The sequence below is a fragment of the Streptomyces sp. NPDC099050 genome, from assembly GCF_044759865.1.
Taxonomy (GTDB): Bacteria; Actinomycetota; Actinomycetes; order Streptomycetales; family Streptomycetaceae; genus Streptomyces.
Map to the genome: position 1 here is coordinate 176,397 of NZ_JBIWAE010000010.1, position 23,667 is coordinate 200,063.

At 72.8% G+C, this 23,667-nt stretch carries 19 protein-coding genes and 1 riboswitch; of the genes, 9 read left to right on the forward strand and 10 right to left on the reverse strand.

Going from position 1 to position 23,667, the window contains the following annotated elements:
• Positions 1–32: 32 nt before the first annotated feature.
• The 3 genes from ACIQV3_RS19140 to aroD form a co-directional block, all read right to left on the reverse strand.
• On the reverse strand, positions 33–2,252 hold the full coding sequence (locus ACIQV3_RS19140) for a germacradienol/geosmin synthase (protein ID WP_403713567.1): 2,220 nt from the start codon (positions 2,250–2,252) through the stop codon (positions 33–35).
• 122 nt (positions 2,253–2,374) lie between these two features.
• Positions 2,375–3,766, reverse strand: a complete 1,392-nt coding sequence (gene iscB, locus ACIQV3_RS19145) for an RNA-guided endonuclease IscB (RefSeq protein WP_403713568.1) — start codon at positions 3,764–3,766, stop codon at positions 2,375–2,377.
• Positions 3,767–4,210: 444 nt separating this feature from the next.
• Positions 4,211–4,948, reverse strand: coding sequence for a type I 3-dehydroquinate dehydratase (gene aroD, locus ACIQV3_RS19150; protein WP_403713569.1), 738 nt, complete (start codon positions 4,946–4,948; stop codon positions 4,211–4,213).
• Positions 4,949–5,169: 221 nt separating this feature from the next.
• On the opposite strand from aroD, the gene ACIQV3_RS19155 reads away from it, so the two are divergent.
• The gene (locus ACIQV3_RS19155) at positions 5,170–5,388 is read left to right on the forward strand and encodes a hypothetical protein (RefSeq protein ID WP_403713570.1); all 219 of its coding nucleotides are present in this window, start codon (positions 5,170–5,172) and stop codon (positions 5,386–5,388) included.
• Between the two features lie 22 nt (positions 5,389–5,410).
• On the opposite strand, the gene ACIQV3_RS19160 is transcribed toward ACIQV3_RS19155, so the two are convergent.
• Together ACIQV3_RS19160 and cobN are read right to left on the reverse strand one after the other, a co-directional pair.
• Positions 5,411–5,884, reverse strand: coding sequence for a hemerythrin domain-containing protein (locus tag ACIQV3_RS19160; protein ID WP_403713571.1), 474 nt, complete (start codon positions 5,882–5,884; stop codon positions 5,411–5,413).
• Between the two features lie 29 nt (positions 5,885–5,913).
• The gene (cobN, locus tag ACIQV3_RS19165; RefSeq protein ID WP_403713572.1) at positions 5,914–9,531 is read right to left on the reverse strand and encodes a cobaltochelatase subunit CobN; all 3,618 of its coding nucleotides are present in this window, start codon (positions 9,529–9,531) and stop codon (positions 5,914–5,916) included.
• Positions 9,532–9,584: 53 nt separating this feature from the next.
• Positions 9,585–9,666: riboswitch (cobalamin riboswitch) on the reverse strand.
• 563 nt (positions 9,667–10,229) lie between these two features.
• Between cobN and cobG the strand changes: the two genes are divergently transcribed.
• Genes cobG through ACIQV3_RS19180 form a run of 3 tightly spaced genes read left to right on the forward strand, consistent with a single transcriptional unit; the run spans position 10,230 to position 13,677 of the window.
• Positions 10,230–11,549 (forward strand): precorrin-3B synthase, encoded by a 1,320-nt coding sequence (gene cobG / locus ACIQV3_RS19170; protein WP_403713573.1) that lies wholly within the window; start codon positions 10,230–10,232, stop codon positions 11,547–11,549.
• On the forward strand, positions 11,546–12,193 hold the full coding sequence (locus ACIQV3_RS19175) for a precorrin-8X methylmutase (RefSeq protein WP_243338785.1): 648 nt from the start codon (positions 11,546–11,548) through the stop codon (positions 12,191–12,193). Before cobG ends, ACIQV3_RS19175 begins: the two co-directional genes overlap by 4 nt.
• Positions 12,190–13,677, forward strand: a complete 1,488-nt coding sequence (locus ACIQV3_RS19180; protein ID WP_403713574.1) for a precorrin-2 C(20)-methyltransferase — start codon at positions 12,190–12,192, stop codon at positions 13,675–13,677. Before ACIQV3_RS19175 ends, ACIQV3_RS19180 begins: the two co-directional genes overlap by 4 nt.
• Before the next feature lie 93 nt (positions 13,678–13,770).
• On the opposite strand, the gene ACIQV3_RS19185 is transcribed toward ACIQV3_RS19180, so the two are convergent.
• From ACIQV3_RS19185 to cbiE, 4 genes are all read right to left on the reverse strand, one after another.
• Positions 13,771–14,136 (reverse strand): hypothetical protein, encoded by a 366-nt coding sequence (locus ACIQV3_RS19185; protein WP_403713575.1) that lies wholly within the window; start codon positions 14,134–14,136, stop codon positions 13,771–13,773.
• A 190-nt stretch (positions 14,137–14,326) separates the two neighbouring features.
• Entirely contained in the window at positions 14,327–15,100 is a 774-nt protein-coding gene (locus tag ACIQV3_RS19190) for a cobalt-precorrin-6A reductase (RefSeq protein WP_403713576.1), read from the reverse strand.
• Positions 15,090–15,839: a precorrin-4 C(11)-methyltransferase gene (cobM, locus tag ACIQV3_RS19195; RefSeq protein WP_266903575.1), complete on the reverse strand. Its 750-nt coding sequence runs from the start codon at positions 15,837–15,839 to the stop codon at positions 15,090–15,092. Before cobM ends, ACIQV3_RS19190 begins: the two co-directional genes overlap by 11 nt.
• On the reverse strand, positions 15,836–17,161 hold the full coding sequence (cbiE, locus tag ACIQV3_RS19200; RefSeq protein WP_403713578.1) for a precorrin-6y C5,15-methyltransferase (decarboxylating) subunit CbiE: 1,326 nt from the start codon (positions 17,159–17,161) through the stop codon (positions 15,836–15,838). Before cbiE ends, cobM begins: the two co-directional genes overlap by 4 nt.
• Before the next feature lie 156 nt (positions 17,162–17,317).
• Between cbiE and ACIQV3_RS19205 the strand changes: the two genes are divergently transcribed.
• The 5 genes from ACIQV3_RS19205 (at position 17,318) to ACIQV3_RS19225 (ending at position 23,524) form a co-directional block, all read left to right on the forward strand.
• The gene (locus ACIQV3_RS19205; RefSeq protein ID WP_403713579.1) at positions 17,318–18,280 is read left to right on the forward strand and encodes an oxidoreductase; all 963 of its coding nucleotides are present in this window, start codon (positions 17,318–17,320) and stop codon (positions 18,278–18,280) included.
• Between the two features lie 108 nt (positions 18,281–18,388).
• Positions 18,389–20,065, forward strand: a complete 1,677-nt coding sequence (locus ACIQV3_RS19210; RefSeq protein WP_403713580.1) for an esterase/lipase family protein — start codon at positions 18,389–18,391, stop codon at positions 20,063–20,065.
• Positions 20,066–20,217: 152 nt separating this feature from the next.
• Positions 20,218–21,735, forward strand: coding sequence for an NAD(P)/FAD-dependent oxidoreductase (locus tag ACIQV3_RS19215; protein ID WP_403713581.1), 1,518 nt, complete (start codon positions 20,218–20,220; stop codon positions 21,733–21,735).
• A 75-nt stretch (positions 21,736–21,810) separates the two neighbouring features.
• Positions 21,811–22,188, forward strand: coding sequence for a VOC family protein (locus tag ACIQV3_RS19220; RefSeq protein WP_403713583.1), 378 nt, complete (start codon positions 21,811–21,813; stop codon positions 22,186–22,188).
• 166 nt (positions 22,189–22,354) lie between these two features.
• Positions 22,355–23,524: a hypothetical protein gene (locus ACIQV3_RS19225; RefSeq protein WP_403713584.1), complete on the forward strand. Its 1,170-nt coding sequence runs from the start codon at positions 22,355–22,357 to the stop codon at positions 23,522–23,524.
• Here the strand turns inward: ACIQV3_RS19225 and ACIQV3_RS19230 are convergent.
• Positions 23,521–23,661: a hypothetical protein gene (locus ACIQV3_RS19230; RefSeq protein ID WP_403713585.1), complete on the reverse strand. Its 141-nt coding sequence runs from the start codon at positions 23,659–23,661 to the stop codon at positions 23,521–23,523. The two genes, ACIQV3_RS19225 and ACIQV3_RS19230, sit on opposite strands and share 4 nt — an antisense overlap.
• Positions 23,662–23,667 lie beyond the last annotated feature (6 nt).

A 23,667-nucleotide genomic window follows, 5' to 3' on the forward strand; every position in this document is an offset into this window, starting at 1 on the left:
GGGGAGGACGGCCCCCACGCCGCGGACCCGGATCAGCGGGCGGGCAGGGAGATCCGGGCCGCCGACATGCCGAAGTCTGAGCTCAGCACCCCGATGGAGATCCCGTCACCCAGGCGGTGCAGGTGCTCCTCGCGGTAACGGACCGTCTTCTCGTGCCAGTTCAGGATTCCCGCCAGCCAGTCCTTCAACTCACCGACGTACGCGTCGAGTCCGGCCCGGGCCTCGGCGCCGAGCTTCCAGTCGTCGTAGAGCAGGGGCAGCTGGTTCGCGACGATGTGCTCGAACTCCTCGGTGCGCTGGGTCATCAGCGAGTGACAGATGTGCAGCGCCTCCTCGTAGCCGATGTCGAAGAAGTTGCGGGTGACGAGCACGTAGTTGTGCACCTCGCCCTCGACCTCCACCTCCTTCTGGTACGAGAAGATGTCGTTCATCAGGCACGCGGAGTCGGCGGCCGCGTTCTCCAGGGAACGGATGGTGCCCGAGGCGTAGATGTCGTCGGGGATGCCCCGGCCCGCCTGGCCCAGCCGGCACAGGTACATCGTGAGGTGCGAGCCGAAGGTGTGCCGGCGCATCTCCGCGTAGTCCACCGGGTCGGGGATGCGGTTCTGGATCTGGTTCTCCATCTCCCACAGCCAGCTGTGCAGCATGCTCACGAGGGTGGCCCGGAACTCGCCCCGGATCTCGGGGGTCATGTCCTTGCTGGTGCGCACCCACAGGTCGCCGAGGGACCGCTCCATCGCGGTCAGTGCCACCGGCTGCTCGGCGTGGTCCACCGGGATCATGGCGACGAGCCGCGCGGTGGTGGCCTTGGCGGCGGAGAGGTTCTTGGACTGGGCGAAGACCACCGGGTAGTAGTCGTCCCCGTACGTGCCCCAGGTCAGCCAGCAGGCGTTGAGGGTCAGCGCCTCGGGGGTCGCGTCGGGGTCGATGGCGGCCGAGCAGAGCGCGAAGTCGTAGCCGCGCAGTTTCTCCTCGTTCCAGATCGCCGAGCCGGGGTCGCCGGGCTGCGGATCGATCAGGCCCATCTGCCTGGCCCAGGCGACGGATTCCTCGCGGGCGCGGGCGTGGTGGGGGCTGAGGGTGAGCGGGAACGGCATGTAGACGTCCGGGACGACGGACGGGCCGGTGCGCTCGAAGGGGACGTGGGTGAAGGAGCGCCGGCGCAGTTCCAGGGCGCGGGGGGCGAGGATGGAGCGCAGGTCGAGGGCGGTGGTGCCGAGGCCCGTGGGCATGAACGGGAGGGTGAGCGGGGCGGTGGCCCGGGCTTCCTTGTTCATGTAGCGGCTGGAGACCATGTGCCACTCGTGGCCGCCGGACTGCCAGTCCTGGAGCCCCTTGGCGTAGGCGAGGACGGCGGCGATCTCCGCCGGGTTCATGGCGTGGTCGGCGAAGAGCTGGGGGAGTTCGGCGAGGGCGGTCTGCTCGAACTGCTGGAGCCGGGAGGTGAGGAGGTCGTTGGAGGCTTCGGCGGCCTCCTGGGTGGTGCAGCCGAGGAAGGTCTCCAGCACCAGGATCGCGTTGGAGAGTTCGCCCTCCTCGGAGACCTCGCGCTGGTAGGAGAAGATGTCGTTCCTGATGTGCACGGCGTCGGAGAAGGAATCGCGCAGCACGCCGAGCGGGCGGGAGTGCGCGACGCGGGCCGGAACCTCCGCGGACACGTACTCGATGAGCCCGGCCGACCAGGGTGCGCCGCCGACCTTGCGGCGCATCTCGATGTATTCGAGGGGGTTGGAGACCCGCCCGATGTTGATGTTGGCGAGTTCCCACATCGACTCGTCGAGCAGGTTCTTGGTGGACAGGGAGAAGCGTTCCCGCCAGTCCATCGACATGGCCGGGACGGTACGGGCCCACAGGTCGGCGAGTCCGGCCTCGACGGGGTTGGTCGCCTCGGGGAAGCCGTCCGCCAGGTCCATCGGCATGAAGGCGCCGAGCCGGTCGAGGTAGGCCTTGGCTCCCGCACGGTCCTGGGAGCGCTTGAACATCTCCAGGAAGTGGTCGTCGAAGAAGAACACCCACACGTACCAGTCGGTGACCAGGGACAGCGCCTCGCTGCCGCAGTCGGGGTGGGTGTACGAGCACAGCAGGGCGTAGTCGTGCGAGTCGAGGTCGCTCTCCTCCCAGACGCCGGAACCTTCCAGCATCCCGAAGCCGCGGGCCCACTTCTTGGTGTGGACCCTGGCGTCCTCCAGGTGGGGGTTCAGTCGCGCCGGATAAGGCACATAGAAATCCGGCAGTTGAAACGGCTGCGTCACGGCAGGGTGGGCCTTTCGTCGGACTTCTTGCGTGGATACCAGCTGCTTTAGCTGGGGGAGGAAACGAATCCTTGGGGGCGAGGCGCGGAGCGCCAGAGGTCGCTTCGCGGTGCCGGAGGCGGTCACGCGGCGCCCGCGGGTCCTTCGGGTCGGGTGGTGTAGGCGTAGCCGTCGGCTCGTTGGAGGAGGCTGAAGTGTTTGTGGCGGATGCCCTGGATGAGGCCGTGTGCGGTTTTGATGTTGAAGCTGCCGGTGGCGCGGACGGCGATTCGTCCGGAGTGGGTGCCGGTCTTCTTGCCGGTGGGGACGACGGCGCGGGCGAGGTCTCCGGTCTGGTAGCCGAAGAACGTCTTCTGTCTGGGCAGACGTAGCCGGGGGAAGCCGTACTTGTCGGTACGGGTACGGGTGTAGGTGCCGCGCCCGGTCGCGGCGACGGCGAGGACGCGGGCCGGGGTCCGGGTGATTGTGTCCAGGCGTCCGACGCACAGGGCGTCCAACGTGTGGGTCTTCGGAGTGCCGGTCCGCTGCCGGTTCCACTTGGTGCGGCCCCCCGATGCGGTGTGAACCGTGGGGAATGCGGTGTCGAGGGCGCGCCACAGGGCCCATCGGGTGGCGTTGACGGCTGCCGCGTCCCGCAATGGAGTTTTGGCCTGGGCGAGGATGCGGGCCAACCGCTTGGGGGATGTGGCCAGGAACTCTTCGACCGGCGTGTTGTCTTTCTTCTGGTTGCAGGGGATGCAGGCGGTGCACAGGTTGGAGATGCGGTCGCTTCCGCCGCGTGAGCGGGGGTGGATGTGGTCGATGTTGAGGGGGACACCTGTGGTGCCGCAGTAGGCGCAGGTCCTGCCCCACTTGGCCAAAAGGTATTCGCGGACTTCCGTACCGTGCAGGGTGCCGTGCTGGTACTCGGCCCCCTCCAGAGGTCCGCCGTGGGACATGGCGTGGGTGTCGAACGTGACCCGTTCCACATGTACCGCGCGGACGGGTGCCCAGCGCGCCAGCCGTGTGGTCCACGACATGGTGGTGTCGACGCGGTGACGCAGCGACGGGGCCAGCCACCCCTTGGGGCGGGTGCGGTTGGAGAACCGGGGTGCACGGTAGCGCAGGTTGCGGGTGCGCCTGCCGCGCCGGTAGGCGGCACGAGCGGTCAGCTTGTCCCGGATGACGCTGCCCCGGTGGGCGAGTTCGACCGCGTACAGGCCACGGCGTTCACCGTCCTTCGCGGTGAAGACCGCGATACCGGTGTGCTTGGAGCCGGGGTCGATCCCGAGTTGCACACCGTCCACCTGCGATTCCGAGACCATGCGCTCCTTGAGCCGGATCACGAACGGGGTGTGCCGGGCCACGACGGCCCGGCCCTGCTTGAGGAGCTTGCGGGCTCTCGCGGGGCTGGCGGGTTGGAGCGGCGTGCCGTGCTTGTCGAGGACGAAGACGGCAGGGTGGCCCTCACGGGCCTTCTCCCCAACCTGATGGTTGGGGGTGACGCGCCCGGCGCCAGGTGGAGCGTCGGGCATCTCCCCTCGCACATGTACCGCGACGGGTGCCTTGCGGCGTTCGAGTCCCGTTTCGTCCCCGATCCGGGGGGTGTCTGCTGACTCGAATTCCAGGGCCACCTGCTGAGGAAGCACAGGTGGGTGGGTCTTCTGCCCTACGCGATACGTAGCCAACTTCGTTCACCTCCGCACACGTGTGTTGGCTGGTGCTGGTAACGGCGGCCCTCAGCCCGTAGGGCCGAAAGCCCCCTCCTTCAGGAGGGGGATCCCGTTACCTGACTGTCTCGTTGGTTCCTCACGAGATCAGCAGGGAACTACCCGTGTTGCCGGTGAGATAAGGGGGAGTTCACTTCATCAGGTGACGTGCGTGTCGTTCTGTGGCGGATGGTGCTGGCGACCGGTAGGGGGACGGGTGAGGCGGCGTGTTCCTCCCTGGCCTCCCCCGCCCGTTCGTCGGCGCAGGGCTCAGACCTCCGCGGACTTCCGCTCGTCGAACGCCGGGTAGAACTTGCGCAGCAGGCCGAAGGTCTCGGGGAAGTCGAGCTGGCCCGGGGCGGAGCTGGCACCGAAGAAGGAGTACGTGATCCGCGATCCGAGGGCGGGGAAGAAGACGCGCGAGACCGCTCCGGCCTCGCCCATGGCGATGACGATCAGCCGGGTGTCCTCGGCTCCGGCGCGCAGCAGGAGCGAGGCCAGCCGCCGGACGTCGTCCTCGGACCGCACCATGGTGGACACCTTGACCACATCGGCGCCGGCGCCCTTCGCGTCGTCGATGACGCTCTGGAGTTCCTCGGTGGCCGGGGTGAATTCGAAATTGTGGTACGAGACGAGCGCCACGGTGTCGTGCCGGTGGGCGGCCTCGATCACCTCGGACAGGATTTCCCCGGAGGAGAGCTCGATGTCCACGGCCTGGACCTGAGGGGCGAGCGCCCGGAACAGTTCGAGTCGCCGCGCCTCCGTGCCTTTCCAGTCGCCGCCCTCGCGGGCCGAGCGGATGGTGGCCAGTACGGGCAGTGACTTGAACGCGTCCACCTGCGCCAGGACGTGCGCCGTGTCGGTCACCGCGTACCGGTCGACGCGCAGTTCGGCCACGTCGACGCCGGCGCTCTTCGCGGCGTGTGCGCGCGGCTCGGTCTCGCTGTCGTCGAAGCTGACGGCCACCAGCGGAATCCCGCCGTCGAGAAGCGCCCGCAGTGAATTCATTTCGTGGTCACAGCCTTTTCGATTCCGATATCCGACGCGAAGTACAAGGTGAACGGGGCGGATTATACGTGGAATCGGTAAGGGGGAGGGTGGCCGCCCACCCCTTGGCGGGGAGGATGCCCGGCGCGCCCAAGGCGCTGGTGTCGCACCCCGACATGCTTGTCTGATTGTTCTAGGTTTGTCCCATCAGTTCATACTTTCGAGTTCCGGGAGAGAGACTCATGGCGATCGACCTCGACAAGGTGCTGGACAAGGCGTGGGCCGACAAGCCGCTCGCGGAGGTGCTCGCGGCGCCGGTGGCCGCGCTCAAGGGCGTCACCGACAAGGACGGCGAGCTGCTGCTGGAGGCCTTCGGCGTGAAGACCGTCGCCGACTTCGGCCAGCTGAAGTACGCGGGCTGGGCCCAGGCGTTGGTGGCGCTGAACCAGACCACGAAGTAGCGGGACCGGCGGGGCGCACGGGCTACCCGGCGGGCCTCAACTCCCCGTCGGGGTGGGCCGCGCGCCAGGCCTTGATGGACAGGTCCCAGTCGTCGCCCGTCAGGGCGGTGAGGGAAGCGGGAAAGAGGCCGTCCTCCTCTTTCGCGATGTGGTGGTGGAGCTCCTCCACCGCCCGGCGCAGGGCCGCGGCGTCCGCCGGGTCCGCCAGGTCGGCGCCGGCGAGGAACGCCGCCAGTTCGCGGTGTTCCGCGACCAGCGCCGCGATGTGCGGGGCGTACTCCGGGTCCTGCTCCATCACGGTGAACAGGCCGTCCTCCTCGCCCTTCCAGTGGGCGAGCAGGACGGCCGTCATCTCCGTCACGAGGGCGCGGGCCCGGCCGAGGTCCCCGGCGTCCAGGGCGCGCAGCGCGTCGCCCCCGGCGTTCGCCACCGCCTCGTGCTCGGCGATGAACTCCTTGATCAGGGGGATCTCACGGCAGCCGCAGTAGTGGCACATGCGGCCAGTCTGGTCCAGTCGGTGTCCGGTTAGTCGCTTTCGCCTTCGAGGTTGCCCTCCGTGTCCAGGTACACCTGGCGCAGCGCCTCCAGGACCTGCGGGTCCGGCTTCTCCCACATGCCGCGGGACTCCGCCTCCAGCAGCCGCTCCGCGATCCCGTGCAGAGCCCAGGGGTTGGCCTCCTCCAGGAAGGCGCGGTTCTCCGGGTCCAGGACGTACGTCTCGGTCAGCTTGTCGTACATCCAGTCGGCCACCACGCCGGTCGTGGCGTCGTAGCCGAAGAGGTAGTCGACGGTGGCGGCCAGCTCGAAGGCCCCCTTGTAACCGTGGCGGCGCATCGCCTCGATCCACTTCGGGTTCACGACGCGGGCCCGGAAGACGCGGGAGGTCTCCTCGACCAGCGTGCGCGTCTTGACCGTCTCGGGCCGGGTCGAGTCCCCGATGTACGCCTCGGGGGCCGTGCCGCGCAGGGCGCGGACGGTGGCCACCATGCCGCCGTGGTACTGGAAGTAGTCGTCGGAGTCGGCGATGTCGTGCTCACGGGTGTCGGTGTTCTTCGCCGCGACCGTGATCCGCTTGTAGGCGGTCTCCATCTCCTCGCGCGCCGCGCGCCCTTCCAGGCCCCGGCCGTACGCGTACCCGCCCCACACCGTGTAGACCTCCGCGAGGTCGGCGTCGGTGCGCCAGTCGCGGGAGTCGATCAGCTGCAGGATGCCCGCGCCGTACGTGCCCGGGCGCGAGCCGAAGATGCGGGTGGTGGCCCGCCGCTCGTCCCCGTGCACCGCCAGGTCGGCCTGCGCGTGGGCCCGTACGAAGTTGTCCTCCGCGGGCTCCTCCAGCGAGGCGGCCAGCCGTACCGCGTCGTCCAGCAGGCCGATGACGTGCGGGAACGCGTCGCGGAAGAAGCCGGAGATGCGCAGGGTCACGTCGATCCGCGGCCGGCCGAGCTCCGCGAGCGGGATCGGCTCCAGGCCGGTGACGCGGCGCGAGGCCTCGTCCCAGACCGGGCGGACACCGAGCAGCGCCATGGCCTCGGCCACGTCGTCGCCCGAGGTGCGCATCGCGCTCGTGCCCCACAGGGACAGACCGACGGAGGCGGGCCATTCGCCGTTGTCCGTGCGGTAGCGGGTCAGGAGGGAATCGGCGAGCGCCTGGCCGGTCTCCCACGCGAGGCGCGAGGGTACGGCCTTCGGGTCCACCGAGTAGAAGTTGCGGCCGGTCGGCAGCACGTTGACCAGACCGCGCAGCGGGGAGCCGGAAGGGCCCGCCGGGACGAATCCGCCGTCCAGGGCGCGGACCACGTGGGCGATCTCGTCGGTGGTGCCGGCCAGGCGCGGGACGACCTCGCGGGCCGCGAAGTCCAGTACGGCCGCCACGTCCGCCGAGTGTCCGGCGGCGACCGAAGTCACCGCCTCCGGCGCCCAGTTCGCGTCCTCCATCGCCTGGACCAGCGCGCGGGCCGTCTCCTCCGCCTCGTCGGCGGTGGTGCGGGTGGCCGCGGACTCGTCCAGGCCGAGCGCTTCGCGCAGACCGGGCAGGGCCGTCGTACCGCCCCAGATCTGGCGGGCGCGCAGGATGGCGAGGACCAGGTTGACGCGGGCATCGCCCGTCGGGGCGCCGCCCAGGACGTGCAGACCGTCGCGGATCTGGGCGTCCTTGATCTCGCACAGCCAGCCGTCGACGTGCAGGAGGAAGTCGTCGAAGCCGTCGTCGTCGGGACGCTGCTCCAGACCCAGGTCGTGGTCCAGCTTCGCGGCCTGGATCAGGGTCCAGATCTGGGCGCGGATGGCCGGCAGCTTCGCCGGGTCCATCGCGGAGATCTGGGCGTACTCGTCGAGGTGCTGCTCCAGGCGCGCGATGTCGCCGTACGACTCCGCGCGCGCCATCGGCGGCACCAGGTGGTCGACCAGGGTGGCGTGCACGCGGCGCTTGGCCTGGGTGCCCTCGCCCGGGTCGTTGACCAGGAACGGATAGATCAGGGGCAGGTCGCCGAGCGCGGCGTCGGGGGCGCAGGCCGCCGACAGGCCGGCGTTCTTGCCCGGCAGCCATTCGAGGTTGCCGTGCTTGCCCAGGTGGATCATCGCGTCGGCGCCGAAGCCGCCGTCCTCGGCGCGGGCCTGGATCCAGCGGTACGCGGCCAGGTAGTGGTGCGAGGGCGGCAGGTCCGGGTCGTGGTAGATCGCGATCGGGTTCTCGCCGAAGCCGCGCGGCGGCTGGATGAGGATGAGGAGGTTGGCGCGGCGCAGCGCGGCCAGCACGATGTCGCCCTCGGGGTTCGCGGAGCGGTCCACGAACATGTTGCCCGGGGCCTCGCCCCAATGCCGCTCGACGCTTTCGCGCAGCTCGGCGGGGAGCTCGGCGAACCAGCGCTTGTAGTCGGCCGCCGGGATCCGGACCGGGTTGCGGGCGAGCTGCTCCTCGGTGAGCCAGTCCTGGTCGTGGCCGCCGGCCGCGATCAGGGCGCGGATCAGCTCGTCGCCGTCGCCGGAGACCAGGCCCGGGACGTCCTCGACGGGGCCGAAGTCGTACCCGCCCGCGATGAGGGTGCGCAGCAGTTCCACGGCGCTGGCCGGGGTGTCCAGGCCGACCGCGTTGCCGATGCGGGAGTGCTTGGTGGGGTACGCGGACAGGACCAGGGCGATCTTCTTGTCGCGGCGGTCGATGTGGCGCAGGCGCGCGTGGCGCACTGCGATGCCGGCCACGCGGGCGGCCCGCTCGGGGTCGGCGACGTAGGCGGGCAGCCCGTCCTCGTCCAGCTCCTTGAAGGAGAACGGGACGGTGATCAGGCGGCCGTCGAACTCCGGGACGGCGACCTGGGTGGCGGCGTCGAGCGGGGACAGGCCCTCGTCGTTCGCCTCCCAGGCGGCCCGGGAGCCGGTCAGGCACAGGGCCTGCAGGATCGGTACGCCGAGGGCGGCCAGGGCGCCGGCGTCCCAGGACTCGTCGTCACCGCCGGCCGAGGCGGTGGCCGGCTTGGTGCCGCCGGCGGCCAGGACCGTGGTGACGATCGCGTCGGCGGACGCCAGCTGCGCGATCAGCTCCGGCTCCGGGGAGCGGAGGGAGGAAACGTAGAGGGGGAGCGCCTGGGCGCCGTGGGCCTCGATGGCCTCGGAGAGGGTGTGCACGAAGGCGGTGTTGCCGCTCATCTGGTGCGCGCGGTAGTAGAGCACCGCGATCCGGGGACCTTCGGTGCGCTGCGGGGTGCGCTCCAGCGGGCCCCACGTGGCGGAGGCCGCCGGGGGCTCGAAGCCGTGGCCGGTCAGCAGCACGGTGTCGGAGAGGAAGCGCGCCAGCTGGTCCAGGTTGGCCGGGCCGCCGTGGGCGAGGTAGCCGTGCGCCTCGGCGGCGATGCCGATCGGGACGGTCGAGGCTTCCATCAGCTGGGCGTCGGGGGCCTGTTCGCCGGTCAGCACGACCACCGGGCGGTTCTGGCCGGGGGCCAGGAGCAGGTCGAGGCCTTCCTGCCAGGCGCGCAGGCCGCCGAGGAGGCGTACGACGACCAGGGAGACGCCGTCGAGGAGACCGGGGAGGTCGTCGAGGGGAAGGCGGGAGGGGTTGGCGAACCGGTACGGGACGGGAGCGTCCCCCGCGTTCGCCGCGCGGGCGCTGAGCAGATCGGTGTCGGACGTCGACAGCAGCAGGATCATGCGGCGGCAGGCCTTCCTCGGGGTTTCCGCGCCCCGGGCAGTGAGGACGGCGGGAGTTCCTGACTCATCCGGTGCGGGTTGGGCCGCGCGGATTCACAGTGGCGGGACCGCGCCGGATTCGCACCGGGCTTCCTCCCATGTCGCCGTCCTCGGCGATGGCGGGCCTGTTGGCCGCCTGGGACTCATCTTAGGGGGGTGGGTCACCTGCGGTGACGCTGGGTCGTGGGTCGGTGCGGGGGGCGGGGCCCGGGCCCGATGGCAGGGGGGTGTGGTCGGGTGCGGCGCCGCTGCCGGGGCTCTGCCCCGGGCCCCGCGCCTCAAACGCCGGCGGGGCTGGATTCGGCCGGCGCCGGTGGGCCGGTGGGCCGGTGGGCCGGTGGGCGGGCGGACCGGTGGGGATGGATGCGCCGAGGGGCGGAGGGATCGAGTGTGGCGGGAGCGGCGGGAGCGGCGGGAGCGGCGGGAGCGGCGAGAACGGTCGGAGGGGTGGGAGCGGCCGGGAGCGTTCGGGGCGGCGGGAGCGTTCGGAGCGGCGGGGAGCGGTCGGAGGGGTGGGAGTGGCCGGGAGCGTTTGGAGCGGCGGGAGTGGCCGGGAGCGTTCGGAGCGTTTGGAGTGGCGGGGAGTGGTCGGGAGGGGGCGGTTCGGGGTGGTGATCGACACAGGGGGTGGGCGCGGAATCGTGGGTATGCTCGCCGCCATGCCCACGCCCCCCTCCGCCACCCCGCGGGACGAACCCGTCATACGGGATCGCGGCGACGCCTGCCCCGGCGCGCTGCGCCTGCACGCCGCCGACGACGGGTACCTGGCGCGGGTCCGGATCCCGGGGGGTCTGCTGACCAGCCGGCAGGCCTCGGCGCTGGCGCTGGCCGCCGACCGCTTCGGGGACGGGCACCTGGAGCTCACCTCGCGCGGGAACGTGCAGCTGCGCGGGCTCGCCGGAGGATGCGGCACGGGGCTGGCGGAGCTGCTGGACGGGGCCGGGCTGCTGCCCGCGCCCGGCCACGAGCGGGTACGGAACATCGTGGCGACCCCGCTGTCCGGGATCGGGAGTTCCGGGCGGCCCCATGTGACCCCCTGGGTCGGGGAGTTGGACCGGCTGCTGTGCGCGAGCACCCGTGCGACGGCCCTGTCCGGACGGTTCCTGTTCGCCATCGACGACGGGCGCGGCGACGTCGCCGCGCTCGACCCCGATGTCACCCTGCTCGGCGGACCGCGGGGCCGGGCGCTGGTCCGGCTCGGCGCGGCCCGGGGCGCCGTGGAGGTGGACGCCGCCGACGCGCCGCGGGCGGCGCTGCTCGCGGCCGAGTACTTCCTCGACTCCGCGGACGCCGCCGGCACCCGCGCCTGGCAGGTGTCCGAACTGCCCGCCGCGCACGCCCCGGAGGAAGGGGAGTTCGCGCTGCGGCTCGGGTCGGCCGGCATCGCGGCGGACGTTCTTCCCCAGGTGGCCTGGCCCTACGCGCCGTCGCCCAGGCCCTGGGGCCCCGGTACCGGTGACCGGACGCCGCTGTGCGTCCTGCCCCCGCTCGGCCGGCTCACCGCCGACCAGTGGCGGGTGCTGGTGGGCGTCGCGGCCGGCGGGGAAGGCGACGGCGAGCTGCGGGTCACCCCGTGGCGGAGCATCGTCCTGCCCGGTGCGAGCACCCGGCGGCCGCTCGACGGCTACGCGCGGCTCGTGGCCGCGGGCCTGTCCGTCGCCCCCGACGGCCCCTGGGAGTCCGTCACCGCCTGTACGGGGCGGCCGGGTTGCGCCAAGGCGCTGTCCGACGTACGCGCCGACGCGCGGGCCGTGGTGGACGCCGGCGAGGCTCCGGCCGGGCCCGCCGGCGCGCCCGTCCACTGGTCCGGGTGCGAGCGCCGCTGCGGGCATCCGCGCGGCGCCGCCTGGGTCGACCTCGTCGCCACCCCCGACGGGTACCTGCTCGACGGCCGCCCGGTGCCGTCCCACGAACTTGCCCAGGCCGTCGCCGACGCGCGCCGCCAACCCCGAGTGTCCGAAGACGCAGTGAAGAAATGAGCGAGTACACCGTGTTCGAGTACGAGAAGGACGGCGCCGAGATCTACCGCCAGTCCTTTGCCACGATCCGCGCCGAGGCGGACCTTTCCGGGCTGCCCGCCTCGGTCGCCCAGGTCGCGGTGCGCATGATTCACGCCTGCGGGATGACCGACCTGACCCGGGACCTGGGCTACTCGCCCGAGGTCGTCCTGCGGGCGCGCGCCGCCCTGGAGGCCGGCGCGCCGATCCTGTGCGACGTGCAGATGGTCGCCAGCGGGGTCACCCGCAAGCGGCTGCCCGCCGACAACCAGGTGATCTGCACCCTCTCCGACCCGGCCGTGCCCGAGCTCGCCGCGAAGATGGGCACGACGCGCAGCGCCGCTGCCCTCGAAGTCTGGCGGGACCGGGGCCTGTTGGAGGGTTCGGTGATCGCCGTCGGGAACGCGCCGACCGCGCTCTTCCGGCTGCTGGAGATGATCGAGGAGGGTGCCCCGCGCCCCGCCGCGGTCATCGGGGTCCCCGTCGGATTCATCGGCGCCGCCGAGTCCAAGGACGCCCTCGCCGAACACCCCTCCGCACTGGACCACTTGATCGTCCGTGGCCGCCGCGGCGGCAGCGCCATGGCCGCGGCCGCCGTCAACGCCATCGCGAGCGTGGCCGAATGAGCACCGGACGGCTCTACGGGGTCGGGCTCGGGCCCGGCGACCCCTCGCTGATGACGCTGCGCGCCGTCGAGGTGATCGCGGAGGCCGACGTGGTCGCGTACCACTCCGCCCGCCACGGCCGCTCGATCGCCCGCTCCATCGCCGCGAAGCACCTGCGCGCGGACCACATCGAGGAGCCGCTGGTCTACCCGGTCACCACCGAGACCACCGACCACCCCGGCGGCTACCAGGGCGCGATGGAGGAGTTCTACGAGGCCTCCGCCGCCCGGCTCGCCGTCCACCTGGACGCGGGCCGCACCGTCGCCGTGCTCGCGGAGGGCGACCCGCTCTTCTACAGCTCGTACATGCACATGCACAAGCGGCTCTCCGGCCGGTACGAGACCGAGGTGATCCCCGGGGTGACCTCGGTGAGCGCCGCGGCCGCCCGGCTCGGCACCCCGCTCGTGGAGGGCGAGGAGGTGCTGACGATCCTGCCCGGCACCCTCTCCGAGGAGGAGCTCACGGCCCGCCTCGCCGCCACCGACTCGGCGGTCGTGATGAAGCTCGGCCGCACCTTCCCCGCCATCCGGCGGGCCATGGAGAACAGCGGCCGGCTCGCCGAGGCGCGCTACGTGGAGCGCGCGACGATGGAGGGGGAGCGGACGGGCGTCCTGGCGGACACCGACCCCGGCTCCGTCCCCTACTTCGCCGTCGCCGTGGTGCCCAGCCGGATCGGGAACCCGGGCAGCGTGCCGTCCGGCCCCGGCGAGGTCGCCGTCGTCGGCACCGGCCCGGCCGGGCCGCTGTGGCTGACCGCCGAGACGCGGCGGGTGCTGGCCGACGCGGAGGTGCTGGTCGGGTACACGACGTACCTGGACCGGGTCCCGGTCAAGCCGGGCCAGATCCGGCACGGCTCGGACAACAAGGTCGAGTCCGAGCGCGCCGAGTTCGCGCTCGACCTCGCCCGGCGCGGCAAGCGGGTCGCCGTGGTCTCCGGCGGCGACCCCGGGGTCTTCGCCATGGCCACCGCGGTCCTGGAGGTCGCGGGGCAGGCGGAGTACGAGGACGTGCCCGTACGGGTGCTGCCCGGGGTGACGGCCGCCAACGCGGCCGCCGCCGCGGCCGGAGCCCCGCTCGGCCACGACTACGCCACCATTTCCCTCTCCGACCGGCTCAAGCCCTGGGAGGTCATCGCGGAGCGGCTGCGCGCGGCCGCCGCGGCCGATCTCGTCCTGGCCCTGTACAACCCGGGCTCGCGCAGCCGGAACTGGCAGGTGGCTCAGGCTCGCGAACTGCTGCTGGAGCTGCGCGCACCGCAGACGCCGGTGGTCGTCGCGCGCGACGTGGGCGGGCCGGAGCAGTCGGTCCGGATCGTCACGCTGGCCGAACTGGAGCCGTCCGAGGTGGACATGCGGACGATCCTGCTGATCGGCTCCTCGCAGACCCAGGTGACCGAGCGGCTCGACGGGTCGCGGGTGACCTGGACCCCGCGCCGGTACGGGTGATCCGGAGCCGGAGCCGGAGCCGCCCGGTCCGCTGAGCACCGGCCCCGTCGAGCATCGGCTCGGCGGGGCCGGTTTCGCCGTGCTCCGGCGCCGCTAGCCGGGGTTGACCGCGAAGCGCACGGAGCGGACCAGGAGGTCGTCGCGGGCCGGGTTTCCGTGCGCGCGCAGCCTCCACTCCGAGCCCTGGCAGTTGGCTCCCGTGTAGACGATCACGGCGGAGTCCGTGTCGTTGTGCGGGCCGTAGCCGGGCTGGACCTCGTCGTCGCCGACCGCGTAGAGGTTGACGCACTTGCCGCTGTGCGGGTCGTGCAGGGTGACGTGCTGCTCCTGCGCGTACGCGTCGACGTACTTGTAGTGGAAGTAGCCTTCGGCGGCGAGTGCCGAACCGGGCAGGGACAGGATCAGGGCGAAGGCCGCCATGGCGGCGCCGGCGGTGGTGGCGGCGGTGCGGAGCTTCATGAGGGAGTGGATCCGTTTCCGTGGGGGCGGGTCGGGCGTTGCGGGCACGACCCTAGGAGGGCTCCGGGCGGCGAATCGATCCTCCGTGATCCCTCGGCGTGTCCGGCTCCGCGCCGTCCGGCCCCGCGCTGTCGGGCTCCGCGGCGTCCGGCTCCGCGGCGTCCGGCCCCGCGCTGTCCGGCCCCGCCCCTCAGCGGGACAGCCAGCGCCGGACCTCGTCCACCGAGCCGGTCTGCGGGACGCCCTGCGGCACCGGCGGGCGGCGCACCAGCAGGACCGGGACGCCGGCCTCGCGCGCGGCGGTGAGCTTGGGGGCGGTGGCCGAGCCGCCGCTGTCCTTGGTGACCAGCAGGTCGATGCGGTGGCGGGACAGCAGCTCCCGCTCGTCGGCGAGGGTGAACGGGCCGCGGGCGAGCAGCACTTCGAGGCGCGGCGGTGCGGGCGCGGCCGGCGGATCCACCGAACGCACCAGGAACCAGGGCTCGGTGAGGTGCGCGAAGCTGTGCAGTCCCATCCGGCCGGTGGTCAGGAAGACGCGGGCGCCGAGGTCCGGGAGCAGGGCGGCCGCCTCGGTGAGGGAGTCCGCGACGTGCCAGTCGTCCCCGGGGCCCGGGGTCCAGCCGGGACGGCGCAGCGCGAGCAGCGGAACGCCCGAAAGGGCGGCCGCCCCGGCCGCGTTGAAGCTCATCCGCTCCGCGAAGGGGTGGGTGGCGTCGACCAGGTGCGTGACCCCGTGCGCGGTGATCCAGGCCGCCAGCCCGTCGGGACCGCCGAAGCCGCCGATCCGGGTTTCGCCGGGCGGGAGCACCGGGGCGGCGACCCGGCCGGCCAGCGAGGTGGTCACCCGGGCGGAGTCCGGGCCGGCGGTCAGTGACTCCGCCAGGCGCCTCGCCTCGGTGGTGCCGCCGAGGATCAGGACGTGCGGCAGCGGGCCGGCGCCGGGGCCACCGGGATCAACACGCATGCCGGTCGCGCTCGGCGGAGTACAGGTGGCTGTCGCGGAACTGCTCGGCTCCCAGGGTGCGGCCCACCAGGATGACGGCCGTGCGGACCAGCCCGGCCTCCTTCACCTGGGCGGCGATGTCGGCCAGCGTCCCGCGCAGGATCAGCTCGTCGGGGCGGCTGGCCATCGCCACCACCGCCGCCGGGCACTCGGCCCCGTAGTGCGGCAGGAGTTCGTCCACGACCCGGTCCACGTAGCGGGTGGCCAGGTGCAGCACCAGCAGGGCTCCGCTGCGGCCCAGCGTGGCGAGGTCCTCGCCGGGCGGCATCGGCGTGGCCTGCTGGGAGATCCGGGTCAGGATCACGGTCTGGCCGACGGTGGGGACGGTCAGTTCCCGCTTCAGCGCGGCGGCCGCCGCGGCGAAGGCGGGGACGCCGGGGACGACCTCGTAGGGGATGCCGGCCGCGTCGAGGCGCCGCATCTGCTCCGCGACGGCGCTGAAGACGGACGGGTCGCCGGAGTGGAGCCGGGCCACGTCCTGGCCCGCCGCGTGCGCGCGTACGCACTCGGCGATGATCTCGTCCAGGTTCAGCTGCGCGGTGTCGATCAGGCGGGCGTCCGGCGGGCATTCGGCGAGCAGTTCGCGCGGGACCAGGCTGCCCGCGTACAGGCAGACGGGGGCGGCGGCCAGCGTCCGGGCGCCGCGCACCGTGATCAGGTCGGCGGCGCCGGGGCCCGCACCGATGAAGTACACGGTCATATCGTCTGATCCACCATTTCGGGGTCGGGCTGGGCGTGCGGGTGGGGCGGGTGGGGCTGGGCATGCGGGTGAGGCGGGGCGGACGGGTGCGGCTTGGTGACCGTCCACTGGGTGACGGGCATCGCCTGGCGCCAGCCGGTGAAACCGCCGACCGGTACGGCGTGCGCGACGGCCAGTTTGACCAGTTCGCCGCCGTGGCGGCGGTAGCGGTCGGTGAGGACCGCCTCCGACTCCAGGGTGACGGTGTTGACCACGAGCCGGCCACCGGGGGCCAGGGCCTCCCAGGCCGCGTCGAGCAGGCCCGGCGCGGTCAGGCCGCCGCCGATGAACACCGCGTCTGGGGCGGGCAGCCCGGCGAGGGCGCCGGGTGCGGAGCCGGTGACCACGCGCAGGGCGGGCACGCCGAGCGCGGCCGCGTTACGGGTGATCCGCGCGGCCCGCTCCGTCACCCGCTCCACGGTCACCGCCCGGCAGGAGGGGTGCGTGCGCATCCACTCGATGCCGATGGAGCCGGAGCCGCCGCCGATGTCCCACAGCAGTTCGCCGGGGGCGGGGGCGAGGGCGCACAGGGTGGCGGCGCGGACGTGGCGCTTGGTGAGCTGGCCGTCGTGCTCGTAGGCGGCGTCGGGCAGACCGGGGGTCGCGCCGAGCCGGGGGGCTTCGGCGCGGGGGTCGCGGTGGCAGTCGACGGCGACCACGTTGAGGGGGTCGCCGGGCGGGTGGTCCCAGGTCTGGGCGAGGCCCTCGTACGCGTCCTCCTGCTCGGAGCCGAGCTGTTCCAGGACGCGCATCCGGCTGGGGCCGAAGCCCCGCTCTCGAAGCAGAGCGGCGATCTCGTTTGCGGTCAGTGCTCCGGCGCTCAGCACCAGCACCCGGCGACCCTCGTACAGCGCGGCCGCGAGGCGGGCCACCGGGCGGCCGACCACGGTGACCACCTCGGTGTCCTCCACCGGCCAGCCGAGGCGGGCACAGGCGTAGGACACGGAGGAGGGGTGCGGCAGGACGTGCAGGGCGCCCGGACCGAGCTCCTCGGAGAGGGCCCGGCCGATCCCGTAGAACATCGGGTCGCCGCTGGCCAGCACCGCGATGCGGCGGCCGGCGTGCTCCGCCATCAGCTTCGGCACGGCCGGGCGCAACGGGCTGGGCCACGCCACACGGGCGCCGCCGCACTCCCCGGGCGGGAGCAGGTCCAGCTGCCGGGGGCCGCCGATCAGCACCTCGGCCCCGGCCAGCGCGGCCCGGGCGGGAGCGGTCAGCCCGTCCCAGCCGTCTGCGCCGAGGCCGATGACCGACACGGGTACGGGGGGCGGTGCGGAGCTCACTGGGTGGACCTCTGGGTACGGGAAGCGGGTGGACCCGCAGCCTACTGGGCCCGCCCTGCCCGCCTGGCGGCCGGGCTCTCCGGCGAGCACCACCGGACCCGGGAGTAGGGTGCGGGGTCCGGTGGGTCGTGGGACCGCCGGGAGGGAGGAGTTGCCATGGCGGGCTGGAAGGCCACCGGGATCCCGGACCAGAGCGGACGTACGGCCGTCGTCACCGGAGGCAACAGCGGGATCGGCTTCGCCGCCGCCAGGGAACTCGCTCGCCGCGGCGCCTCGGTGGTGCTGGCCTGCCGGAGTGCGGCCCGGGGGCGGGCCGCCGAAGTCGCGCTGCGCGCGGAAGTTCCGGGCGCCGAGGTGGAGTTCATGGCGCTGGACCTCGCCGACCTGTCCTCCGTGCGGGAGTTCGCGGCCGCGTACGGGCGGCGCCGGGGCCCGGGCACCCTCGACCTCCTCGTCAACAACGCCGGCGTGATGGCGCTGCCGTACGGCCGCACCGCCGACGGGTTCGAGACACAGTTCGGGGTCAACCACCTCGGGCACTTCGCCCTCACCGGACTTCTGCTGCCCCGGCTCCTCGACGCCCCGCCCGGAGCCCGGATCGTCAACGTCTCCAGCGGCTTCCACGTCTTCGGGGACGTGGACCACGAGGACCTGGGCAGTGAGCGGAACTACCGGCGCTGGATCGCCTACGGCCGTTCCAAGACCGCGAACCTGCTCTTCACCCACGAGCTCGCCCGGCGCCTGGCGACCGCCGGATCCGGGATCGTCGCGGCCGCCGCCCACCCCGGCTACGCCTCCACCAACCTGCACGTCGCGGCGGCCCCGCAGGCCGGCACCACCCTCACGTCACGGCTGGCGGTCGCCGCCAACGGCATCGGCATCGCCATCGGCAACGGGGTCATCGCCCAGTCCGCGGCCTCCGGCGCGCAGCCCACCCTGTACGCGGCCACCGCCCCCGGGGTCCGGCCGGACGAGTTCATCGGACCGCGGTTCAGCGTTCGCGGCGCGCCGCACCGCTCCTGGCGGGCGAAATGGACCCTGGACGACAAGTCCGGCGAACGCCTCTGGCGCGCTTCGGAAAAGCTCACCGGAGTCTCGTACGCGGCTCTATCGCACTGAATCCCCGGGGGTTAGCTTGCTACTCGCCAGTCACTTCGGGCTGCCGAGTTCGAGCTCCGGGCTTCGGCCTCCAGCCCGGTCGTGTCACGCCGCGTCCCTGGGAGAGCCATGCGCAGATCCGCCCTGCCCGCGCCCCGGTGGTTCCCGATGCTCCTGGTTCCAGGCCGTCTCTTTCGGATCTCGCCGGGCCCGCGGCGCCTGGTGCCGCGCCTGGCCGCGGCCTTCGTCGCGGCCTTCGTCGCGGCGCTCGTCGCGGCGCTCGTCGCCACCCTGCTCACCGCCCCGGCCGCGCGGGCCGCGCACGACGAGGAGAGCGCCTTCCGTGCGCAGCGGCGCACACCGGTCGTCCTCGTGCACGGGTTCGGGGACACCGCGGCCTCCCTCGACGGGCTGGAGGACCATCTGCTCGCCCAGGGGTGGCTCGCCGGCGACCTCGCCGAATTCGGCTACGACTGGGCCGCCACCAACGACTCCAACGCCGCCCGCTTCGGCGCCTTCCTGACCGAACGGTTCGGCGACCGTCCGGTCGACGTGGTCGCCCACAGCATGGGCTCGTTGCTCACCCGCAAGTACCTGAAGGACGGCGGGAGTTCCCGGCTCCGCGCCTGGGTCTCGCTCGGCGGGCCCAACCACGGAGCGGGGGACGCCGCGCCCTGCGGGCCCTTCGCCGCCTTCTGCGACATCCACGCGGCCTCGCTCGCGGACATGACCCCCGGCAGCCCCTTCCTGACCGCCCTCAACGCGGGCGACGAAACCCCGGGAGCCACCCGCTACACCACCATCAGCTCCACCTGCGACCAGCAGATCCCGCCCGGCGACGGTCGCGCCCCGCGCTCCACCGAGCTGGCGGGAGCCGTCAACCACGTCCTGCCGGTGGGCGACAGCGGCTGTCCCTCGCACTACGGACTGCTCGGCAACGACTGGGTCCGCCGGCAGCTCGTCGCGGAGTTCTCCAAGGACCCGGTGAGCGAAGTGGAGCTGAAGACGGGGCCGTTCCGGATCACCGTGGACTCGGCGCGCTTCACCTCCGGCGGGGAGGACGGACCCGAGCTGTACGACGGCCTCACCCTGACCACCGACGGGACCGCCCGCTCCCTGTGGCGCCGGGACCGGTCCGGCGCGACCGCGTTCCCGGATCACGATCCCTGGTTCGGGCTCGACGACAGCACCCGCAGCCAGGTCTTCAGCGGCCGGGCCACCGTCACCGCCTACCTCACCGACGCGGACCACAGCGCCGGGAACAACGACGACGTGATGGCCGCCGGCCGCGTGCACTGGGACCCGTCCCTCGGCTTCGGCCGGTTCACCGCCCGGATGGCAGGTGTGGACGGCGGCGAAGCCTCCGTCACCTACACCGTCACCCCGGCGCAGGGCGTCCCCGCCTGCCGGGTCCGCGTGGACCAGGCGGAGCTGACCTACTTCGACGACGGTACGACCCGCCCCGCGCTCTACGGGGACATCGCGGTCCGGACCGGCGACGGCGCGCGCACCGCCGTGTGGTCGCGCTCCGGCTCGGACCCGTCGACCTTCCCCAACCGGGGCGACCGCACCGACCCCGACCCGTACTTCTACCAGCGCGTCGGCTCGGGGGCCACGTACGGGCCCGGGCCGTTCGAGATCGGCGTCTTCCTCTGGGACTACGACGCCTCCTCGGCCGACGACCTGCTCGCCCGGGGCACGGTGGCGTGGGATCCGTACACCGATCAGCCGGGGACCCGTACCAGCGAGTTCCGCGGGGACGACGGAGGGCACGTGAAGGTCACCTGGACCGTCCTCTGCCCCTGATGCGGGGGAGGTCCGGCGGGGGTCCGCGGCGTTTCCGGCGGCGGTCCCGGCCGGGGCGCGCCCCGGTATGAGCCCGTCCGCCCCCGTCGAGCCTCCGGGCGCCCCGTCCGGGCCCTGACCAGGCCGCCCCGTCGGCGCCCACACTCGGCGGCATGGACGACGACGCGACGGACAACCACCTACGTACCACCACCGGCCCGCATGCCGAGCGCCAGGCCGAGCACCATGCGGGGGACCGCGCCAGGCACCACGCGGGGGACCGAGCCGGGGACCATGCCGTGGTCCTCGGCGCGGGTATGGCCGGGCTGCTGGCCGCACGCGTGCTCGCGATGCGGTTCTCCCGGGTCACCCTGATCGAGCGAGACGAACTGCCGCTGGGAGAAGCGGTCTTCAGGCCCGGGATACCCCAGTCCCGGCACGTGCACGTGCTGTGGTCCCGGGGTGCGGAGCTGATCGAGCTGATGCTGCCGGGCGTCACCGGCAAGCTGGTGGCGGCGGGGGCCGGCCTCTTCGACTCGCCGCGTGATTTCCTCTGGCTCAGCCCGGCCGACTGGTTCGGGCCCGTGTCCGGGTCCAGAGTGCTGCTCGCCAGCCGGGAGTTGCTCGACACGACGGTACGGGCGGAGGTGCTCCGCAACCCACGCGTCCGGATCCGGGCCGGTGCGGCCGCCACCGGACTCGTCGCCGGGCCGGACGGCCGCACCGTGAGCGGGGTGGAACTGCGCGGCGGCGAACGGCTGGACGCACGCCTCGTCGTCGACGCGACCGGACGCTCCTCCAAGGCCCCCGCCTGGCTCGCGGCGCTCGGCCACCCCGCTCCCGCGGTCACCCGCTACGACTCCCATCTCGGTTACTCCAGCCGCTACTTCGAGATCCCGGACGATCCGGGCCGGCGCTGGCAGGGCATGTACGTCCAGGGCCGGCCCGAGCTCCCGCGCGGCGGCGTGCTGGTGCCGCTGGACGGGGACCGCTGGCTGGTGACCCTCGTCGGCAACGGCGAACACGCCCCGTCCGTACGGGACGAGGAGTTCCTCCCCTTCGCCCGGAGCCTGCGCAGTCCGGCCCTGTACGACGCGATCCGGAGCGCGGTCCCGCTGTCCTCGCCCACCGCCTTCCGGAACACGGCGAACGAATGGCGCCATTACGAGCGCCTGGAGCGCTGGCCGGCCGGGTTCCTGGTGCTCGGCGACGCCGCCTGCCGGGTCAACCCCGTGTACGGGCACGGAATGACGGCCGCCGCGCTCGCCGCCGAAGCCCTGGCCAAGGAGATCCGCACCCTGAACCCGGCGGAGATCGCCGCGGCCTCCCGCCGGATCCAGCGCCGGACCCTCGCGACGGCCGCCGTGCCCTGGCAGATCGCCACCAGCGAGGACATGCGCTATCCGGTGACGGAGGGACCGGCGCCGGACCGGGCCACGCGGATCCTGCAGCGCTACATGTCCCGCGTGATGGCCGGAGCCAACACCGACCAGGCGATCGCCTCCCGGTTCTTCGGGGTGCTGTCGCTGACCCGGCCGCCGGGCACCCTGCTCGACCCCGTCACGATGGTCCGCGTCCTGTCCAGGCGGCACCTTCCGGCGAGCCCCCACACCACCGCCTACCCGGCCCATCACGGCCCGCCGGTCCGCCGGGGCCCGTCGGCGGAGCGGGGCGCGCGCCGGAGCGCGTAGGAGGGGGGGAGGGGAACCTGCGGGGCAGGGAAACCTGCGGGGGAGGGGAAGGAGTGGAGGGCTAGGATCGGCCCCATGATCGCCGAGCTGCAGTGCGTGGTGCTGGACTGCCCCGACCCGGCGGCGCTGGCCGCGTTCTACCAGTGCCTGGCCGGCGGCGAGGTCAACCGTCCCGACCGGCGCTGGGCGACCGACGCCACCTGGGCGACCCTGCACCTCCCCGCCGGTGCGGTCCTCGCCTTCCAGTACGCGGAGGACCACCGGCCGCCCCGCTGGCCGGACCCGGCCCGGCCCCAGCAGATCCACCTCGACTTCGCCGTCGCGGACCTGGACGCGGCCCATGCGGAGGTCATGTCCTGCGGCGCCGCCCTGCTGGACGGGGACCGGGCGGGGGAGGGGTGGCGGGTCTACGCCGATCCGGCCGGGCACCCGTTCTGCCTGGTGCGCCACTGACCGGCGGTCTCCGCCACCCCCCCCCGCTCAGCCTCGGGAGGTCACTTCGACGGGCTGAGCCGCACCGTCGTCAGGGCCCCGCCGCGGCCTCCTTCACCACCGAGATCCGGGTCCCGGTGTCCGGCACCTTGACCCCGAGCTGCGGCAGTCCCGCGTTCCAGCAATCGTGGTCGGCGGCCGAAGGCTCGCCAAGATCCGGCACAACCTCGCCGACGCCGGACTCAGGGACACCGAGTGGCGGGAGCGGTGGGACGCGCAGCGCTTGTTCCTGACCGCTGACGGGGAGTCCAGAGCGCCGTACGGGAACTACACGATCAGCGCCGATCCGGCTGACGGGACGGTCGTGATCGTCCTGCCCGAACCGCTCAGGCACCTCGCCAACGCACCGCGCGGCCGATACCGGCTCGCCTGCACGGTCACCTTCAATCACCGCCAAGGCGAATGGCTGGACCGGGTCACTGCCAACCGGGCCGTGCGCTACGACATCGTGTGCGATCCCGAACGCGGGCGCTGGTACCTCGACGCCTCGTGGTCCACCCCGACAGAGCCTGTCCCGACCCTTGTCGAGCTGGCCGCAACCGGTATCCGGCTCCTGGCCGTGGACCTCAACGCCGGGCACCTCGCCGCCTGCGTCGTCGACGCCCACGGCAACCCCGTCGGGCAGCCAATCACTGTGCCCACTAACCTGGCCGGCCCCACGTCTCAGCGCGACGGGCGGCTGCGCGCCGCGATCAGTGAACTCATTCACCTCGCCCACCAACAGGGCCGCGCCGGCATGGCGATCGAAAACCTTGGCTTCGCCGACGCCCGCGCCACCGGCCGCGAGACGATGGGCCGGGGCACGCGCGGCAAGACGTTCCGCCGCACCGTCTCAGGCCTGCCGACTGCGAGATTCCGCGATCGGCTATCCGGCATGGCCCACCACGCCGGCCTCGTCGTCATCGCCGTCGACCCCGCCTACACCAGCCGCTGGGGAGCCCAGCACTGGAAGCAGCCGCTTCAACAGCAATCGAAGACGACCGTCACCGGGCATCATGCGGCCTCGGTGGCGATCGGCAGACGCGCCCTCGGACACGGGACGCGGCGTCGGCCAGGTGTGACCGCACACGACCAGAGGATCGTCGTACGGAGAGCTACCGGCCAGACCGTCACCGTACCGAGGGCGCGAGGGAACACGAGACCGCCAAGGACCACAGGCACACCCAACCCGGGTGGCAAGACCTGCCGGGACCGAAGCGACCAGCTCGCACTGTTCCCCATCCCCCAAAACCGTTCGGGAGGACAACCGGCCAGCCCGGTTTACAGCGACTCGGCCGATAGCGGCCGACATCGCTAGGAACGGTAGAACTCCACCTTGTCTCCGGTGAAGCTGAAGTTGTACGTGCCCGTCCCCAGCAGGCTGCCGTAGCCGGTGTAGCGCGGTTCTCCACGAAGCGCGCGCGGGTGCTGCCCGTATGGCCTGCGCTGCGTCACCGCTTG